We start from the raw sequence: 5,602 nt of genomic DNA, 5'->3' as shown, positions 1-5,602 counted from the left end.
GCCAGCGGGATGCGCGCCTCGGGCAGGCCGATCAGCGCAGCGGCCTCCGCGGCGGCCACGGCGGTGGGTAGCGCGGTGGGGTCGGCCATCCCAATGTCCTCTGAGGCGTGCACGATGAGCCGGCGCGCAATGAAGCGTGGATCCTCGCCAGCCTCAATCATCCGGGCGAGGTAGTGCAACGCAGCGTCGACGTCAGAACCGCGAATGGACTTGATGAACGCGGAGACTACGTCATAGTGCTGGTCGCCGTCACGGTCATAGCGCACCACCGCGCGGTTGACGTTGTCTTTGAGAATGTCGACGGTGAGCTCGCCACCATCTGGTACCGCCTCAGCCGCAGCCTCGAGGTAGGTCAGCGTGCGACGCGCATCTCCTCCGGCGAGCAGCACCAGTTGGTCCAGAGCGTCTTCCGTTGCGGTGATTCGCCCGGCTAAGCCGCGCTCGCTCGTCAGCGCTCGCTCGGCGAGAGTGCGCAGGGAGGCGTCGTCAAGCGGCTCCAAGTGCAGCAGCAGCGAACGCGAGAGCAGAGGCGCCACCACGGAGAAGGAGGGGTTCTCGGTGGTAGCTGCCACGAGCAGCACCGTCCGGTTTTCCACCGCAGCCAGCAATGCGTCCTGCTGGGTTTTGGAAAAGCGGTGCACCTCATCGATAAAGAGCACTGTGCGGCGGCCCTCAATCAGCTCGCGGCGAGCATGCGTGATGACTTCCCGTACCTGCTTGACGCCGGAGTCGAGGGCGGACAGGCCGATGAAGTTATCCCCCAGAGAGGACGCGATCAGCGAAGCCAGGGTCGTCTTTCCGGTGCCTGGCGGGCCGTACAGGATGACGGAGGCCTCGCCGGAACCCTCGACGAGGCGGCGCAACGGAGTCCCGGGTTCCAGAAGGTGCTTTTGCCCCACTACTTCGTCGAGGCTTTGCGGCCGCATGCGTGCGGCCAGCGGTGACCCCGAATGAGTCGCAAAAATATCGGGGCCACCCGGCAGGCTTGGCGCTGATTGGTCGTCGCCGAAGAGTGACTCCTGCGCCATCAGGACTCCCGGAGGCGGGAGGCCACAGCGCGACCGAAAGTGGCAACAGTCGAGCACCCATCGTGCTTGCACTGCGCGGCAAAGCGTGAGAGCGCTTCGAAGGTTTCATAAAGGTCGCGCCGAATCAGGAGCTCATCCTCGCTGAACGGGCCGTGATCGGAGCGGCGCAGCAGCGAGCGACGCGGGTCACGATAAATCTCGGCGTTACCTTCCGCCAGTGCTACTACCCCTTCAATCCCACCGGCATACATCGTGGTCACGCTCGACAAAGCCCAACCAATGAGACAAGCGACTATCAGCTCATGCAGTGTTTTCTCATCCGCCAGCTGCGGCCACACGTCGACGACCCGGCGCTGCCAGGCTTGGATGAAGACGTCCGCCTCAGCATCCGTAATCGGGCGACTGAAGAGGAACTGTGGGAAGCCGGCGACAACGCAGGCTACATCAAAGCCCACGTTGCGAAAACCGGCCCACTCATAATCCAGGAAGGTCAGTGTTGTCCCCACGATGATGTTGTCTGGGGACAGATCGAAGGGCGTAAAAGCGCGGTTGCGGCCAGAACTAAAGCTCTGCATGGCGGTGCGGGCTAGTTCGCGGACGTGCTCTGGTGGCTCCAGTCCTGCTTCGCTGAGGATGTCCGCACCGATCAGGATGGAGCTTTTCAGAGACTCATCCCGCAGGGCTTGGTGCTCGGCGTATTCGGGATGCCGGCGCAACTGCCGGTTCAGCAGAGCCTCGTAATCCTCTTCGCGCCCAGCCGTGCCCGCGTGCATTTTGCCCAGCGCGCCGCCCAGGGACCTGAGCAGCTCTCCGCGTTCTTCGTCATTGCTGCGGGCAAGAGTGTCCGCCAGGGTGTCGCCATCGCCGGCGTCAGACAGCACCAGAATGCGCTTCTCGACGTCGTGTGCGAGCAGCACTGGGCCTGGGCGAACCTCTTCGGACAACGCTGTGGTGAACTGATAGGCCACCACCTCACGCAGAAGGGCGGCGTCATCAATGGTGTGCCCGGTGACTGGGTTGTACTTGATGACCACCGAACGATGCGGGAAGAAGGCACTCGGTGACGTGCGGGCACGAAGCACCACGGCGTTGCCCGAACCAGTGAGTTGCTCGACGTCACTAAGCTCAGGCTCCCCGCCAAAGCGGCGCGAGAGCATCTGTGAGGCTTCCGTCACCACGGCATCCGCCACAGATTTTTTCTTGGACTCGTGTCCCATCGGATTCACTTGCTTGCCTGCTTCCACATATCGTAGGCCCAACTACATTACCGAGTTGAGCGACCTAGGACTCCTTCCCAACCTTGTCGCCCTGAGCGGCCTTGGCTGCCTTCTCCGGCTTAAAATCCACGCCGGTCTCCTTGCGCTGCTCGGCAGGGATGGTGCCCGGAGCATCGGTCAACGGGTCCACGCCGCCACCGGACTTCGGGAAAGCGATGACGTCACGAATGGAGTCGAAACCGCCCAGCAGGGAGACAATGCGGTCCCAACCGAACGCGATACCACCGTGCGGCGGGGCACCAAACTGGAAAGCGTCGAGCAGGAAGCCGAACTTTTCCTGTGCTTCTTCCTCACCGATGCCCATAACGTCGAAGACACGCTTCTGCACGTCCTGGTCGTGGATACGGATAGATCCGCCGCCGATCTCGTTGCCGTTGCAGACGATGTCGTAGGCGTAGGCCAGCGCCTCACCCGGGTTCTCGTTGAAGTTGTCCAGATACTCCGGCTTCGGCGAAGTGAAGGCGTGGTGTACCGCAGTCCACTTGGAGTGGCCCAGAGCCACGTCGCCGGAAGCGGTGGCATCAGCAGCAGGCTCGAACAGTGGTGCGTCCACAACCCAGGTGAAGGCCCAGTCGCCGTCCTTGATGAGATCCAGCTTCTTTGCAATCTCGCCGCGTGCTGCACCCAGAAGAGCGCGAGAAGACTTGGTGTCACCAGCCGCGAAGAAGATGGCGTCACCCGGCTTGGCGCCGACGTGCTCAGCAATGCCCTCGCGCTCGGCATCAGTAATGTTCTTGGCCACTGGGCCGCCCAAGGTGCCGTCCTCAGCGATGGTGATGTAAGCCAGGCCCTTCGCACCGCGCTGCTTTGCCCATTCCTGCCACGCATCGAACTGACGGCGCGGCTGGGAAGCTCCGCCTTCCATGACGACGGCGCCAACGTACTCGTTCTGGAACACGCGGAAAGTGGTGTCCTTGAAGAACTCGGTGCATTCCACGATCTTGATGTCGAAGCGCAGGTCCGGCTTATCGGAACCGTAGTACTTCATAGCGTCTGCGTAGGTCATGCGCGGAATCGGTGTCTTGATCTCGTAGCCGATGAGCTTCCACAGGGCGGAGATGATTTCTTCCGCGAGAGCGATCACATCGTCCTGATCAACGAAGGACATCTCGACGTCGAGCTGTGTAAACTCCGGCTGACGGTCCGCGCGGAAGTCCTCATCGCGGTAGCAGCGAGCGATTTGGTAGTAACGCTCCATGCCGGCCACCATGAGCAGCTGCTTAAACAGCTGCGGCGACTGCGGGAGTGCGTACCAGCTGCCCGGCTTGAGGCGGGCGGGCACGAGGAAGTCACGAGCGCCCTCCGGGGTGGAACGGGTCAGGGTCGGGGTTTCGATTTCAGTGAAATCATGGCTATCCAGGACCTGGCGAGCGGCGCGGTTAGCTGCCGAGCGCAGGCGCAGAGCCTCGTGCTGGCGCTCCCGACGCAGATCGAGGTAGCGGTACTTCAGACGAGTCTCTTCGCCGACCTCACCGGAGGAAGAAGGATCATCGATCTGGAATGGCAGCGCTGCAGACTTGTTGAGCACTTCCAGATCCGTAACGTTGACCTCAATCTCACCGGAGGCCAGGTTCGCGTTAGCGGAACCCTCTGGACGGGGCTCCACCACGCCGGTGACCTTAACGCAGTACTCGGAGCGCAGATCGTGGGCGCGCTCAGCCACCTCGGATTCACGGAAAACCACCTGGGCAACGCCGGAGCGATCACGCAGGTCAATGAAGATAACACCGCCGTGGTCGCGACGGCGCGCCACCCAACCCGTCAGGGTGACGGTCTCCCCCGCCATCTCTTTGCGCAGTTCGCCTGCCAAATGTGTACGCAGCACTCTCGTTCAATCCCTTCTCATCGTTGACGCTCGCACCCACACACGCCACGCGTAGACAGCACGCGCCGAGGGATGCAAGAACTTGAACGGCCCAAGTCTACCGCCCGCACCAGACTTGCTCAGCGCTGGGGTAAACACCGAGCGCCGCCGAACGTCGAGCACTGGTACCCCCGCTTGACGCAGCTCCCCTCATCACACGCACATCACCGCCCGCATATGGCAAAATCTGGACCATGACTTTCAAATCTGGCGCCAACTTTGATGGCAAGCGAGCAAGCTCCGGCGGCGGGGGCCGCGGCGGCATGATCGCTACCGGCGGCGGCATTGGCTCCCTCCTCCTCATTGGCCTCTATCTCTTGCTTGGCGGCGATCTTGGTGACATCACCGAAAGCAGCCCTCAGCCCGACCAAACCCAGGTCGGCCCAGAGGAAAGCGGAGAGGATGCCTTCGCACACTGCCAAACTGCCGAGGACGGCAATAAGTACGACGACTGCCGCGTCATGTTCGCCGCCCAGTCCGTCGACAAGGTCTGGGCCCAGCAGCTGCCGGATCAGGCAGGCATCGAGTACGTCGAACCCGGCCGCGTCATCTTTAACAACACCACTATGTCCGGCTGTGGCCAAGCCTCCGGCGCCACCGGGCCGTTCTACTGCCCGGCCGATGAGTCCGCCTATTTCGACACCGCGTTCTTCGATCAGCTCCGCAACTTCGGTGGGGATAATGCACCTCTGGCACAGATGTATATCGTCGCCCACGAATTTGGCCACCACATTCAGAAGCTAGAGGGCACACTCAGCTTGTCCAATTACAACGAACCCGGCGAGGACTCCAACGCAGTGAAGATTGAGCTGCAAGCGGATTGCTATGCCGGACTGTGGGCACACTACGCCGACAAGGGTGAGGATGCTTTGCTCGAAACGATCACCGAACAGCAGGTCACCGACGCCGTCAACACTGCCCGCGCCGTGGGCGACGACAACATCCAGCGCCGCTCTGGCGGCGAGGTACGCCCCGATACCTGGACACACGGCTCCTCTGAGGACCGAGCACAATCCTTCCTCGCCGGATATAACAGCGGAAAGATGGAGCAGTGCGACACTTTGGGTCGAGGCGTATATAAGTCTTAATACCGAGCGTCAAAAATGTTGGTGTGTCCACCGAAAGGCCACACCACCCCCAAATGTGCCACAAAATGTGCAGATTAAATTCAAATACATGAGGTGTTTACCTGCCGGCAATCTTGATGCTTTACCCTGATCAAGTTCCCGCCGGTTCGTGGTGGGATCCGCTCTGTCTTTAAAAACATAAAAGAACTGTGCGTGATGTCATCACCTGCACCGCAGCAGGTACGTTAATCCCCATCATTATTGACGCTTTTACCTTGCCCGCGGCAGCCCGCGCTTCCTCATCACGCAGCGTTCTCTTCATGAAAGGAACGACGTTTTGAGCACCGCCACGCCGACGATGCCTGA

Annotated in this window: 4 protein-coding genes; 1 reads left to right on the top strand and 3 read right to left on the bottom strand. The window is 61.3% G+C overall.

Going from position 1 to position 5,602, the window contains the following annotated elements; translation table 11 throughout:
• From Q0X21_RS09875 to aspS, 3 genes are all read right to left on the bottom strand, one after another.
• The coding region (locus tag Q0X21_RS09875) for a replication-associated recombination protein A (protein ID WP_297851711.1) at positions 1-1,028 on the bottom strand (1,028 nt) is incomplete at its 3' end.
• The gene (locus Q0X21_RS09870) at positions 1,028-2,245 is read right to left on the bottom strand and encodes a phosphotransferase family protein (RefSeq protein ID WP_297851710.1); all 1,218 of its coding nucleotides are present in this window, start codon (positions 2,243-2,245) and stop codon (positions 1,028-1,030) included. The genes Q0X21_RS09875 and Q0X21_RS09870, both read right to left, overlap by 1 nt.
• Positions 2,246-2,309: 64 nt before the next feature.
• Positions 2,310-4,130, bottom strand: a complete 1,821-nt coding sequence (gene aspS, locus Q0X21_RS09865; RefSeq protein ID WP_297851709.1) for an aspartate--tRNA ligase — start codon at positions 4,128-4,130, stop codon at positions 2,310-2,312.
• Between the two features lie 233 nt (positions 4,131-4,363).
• Between aspS and Q0X21_RS09860 the strand changes: the two genes are divergently transcribed.
• Positions 4,364-5,257 carry a neutral zinc metallopeptidase gene (locus Q0X21_RS09860; protein ID WP_049154573.1) on the top strand — a complete coding sequence of 298 codons (894 nt, stop codon included), beginning with the start codon at positions 4,364-4,366 and terminating at the stop codon, positions 5,255-5,257.
• Positions 5,258-5,602 lie beyond the last annotated feature (345 nt).

The organism is uncultured Corynebacterium sp. (genome assembly GCF_947253065.1).
Taxonomy (GTDB): Bacteria; Actinomycetota; Actinomycetes; order Mycobacteriales; family Mycobacteriaceae; genus Corynebacterium.
Note: the sequence above shows the minus strand (reverse complement) of the source record. Positions and strands in the feature narration are given on the sequence as shown.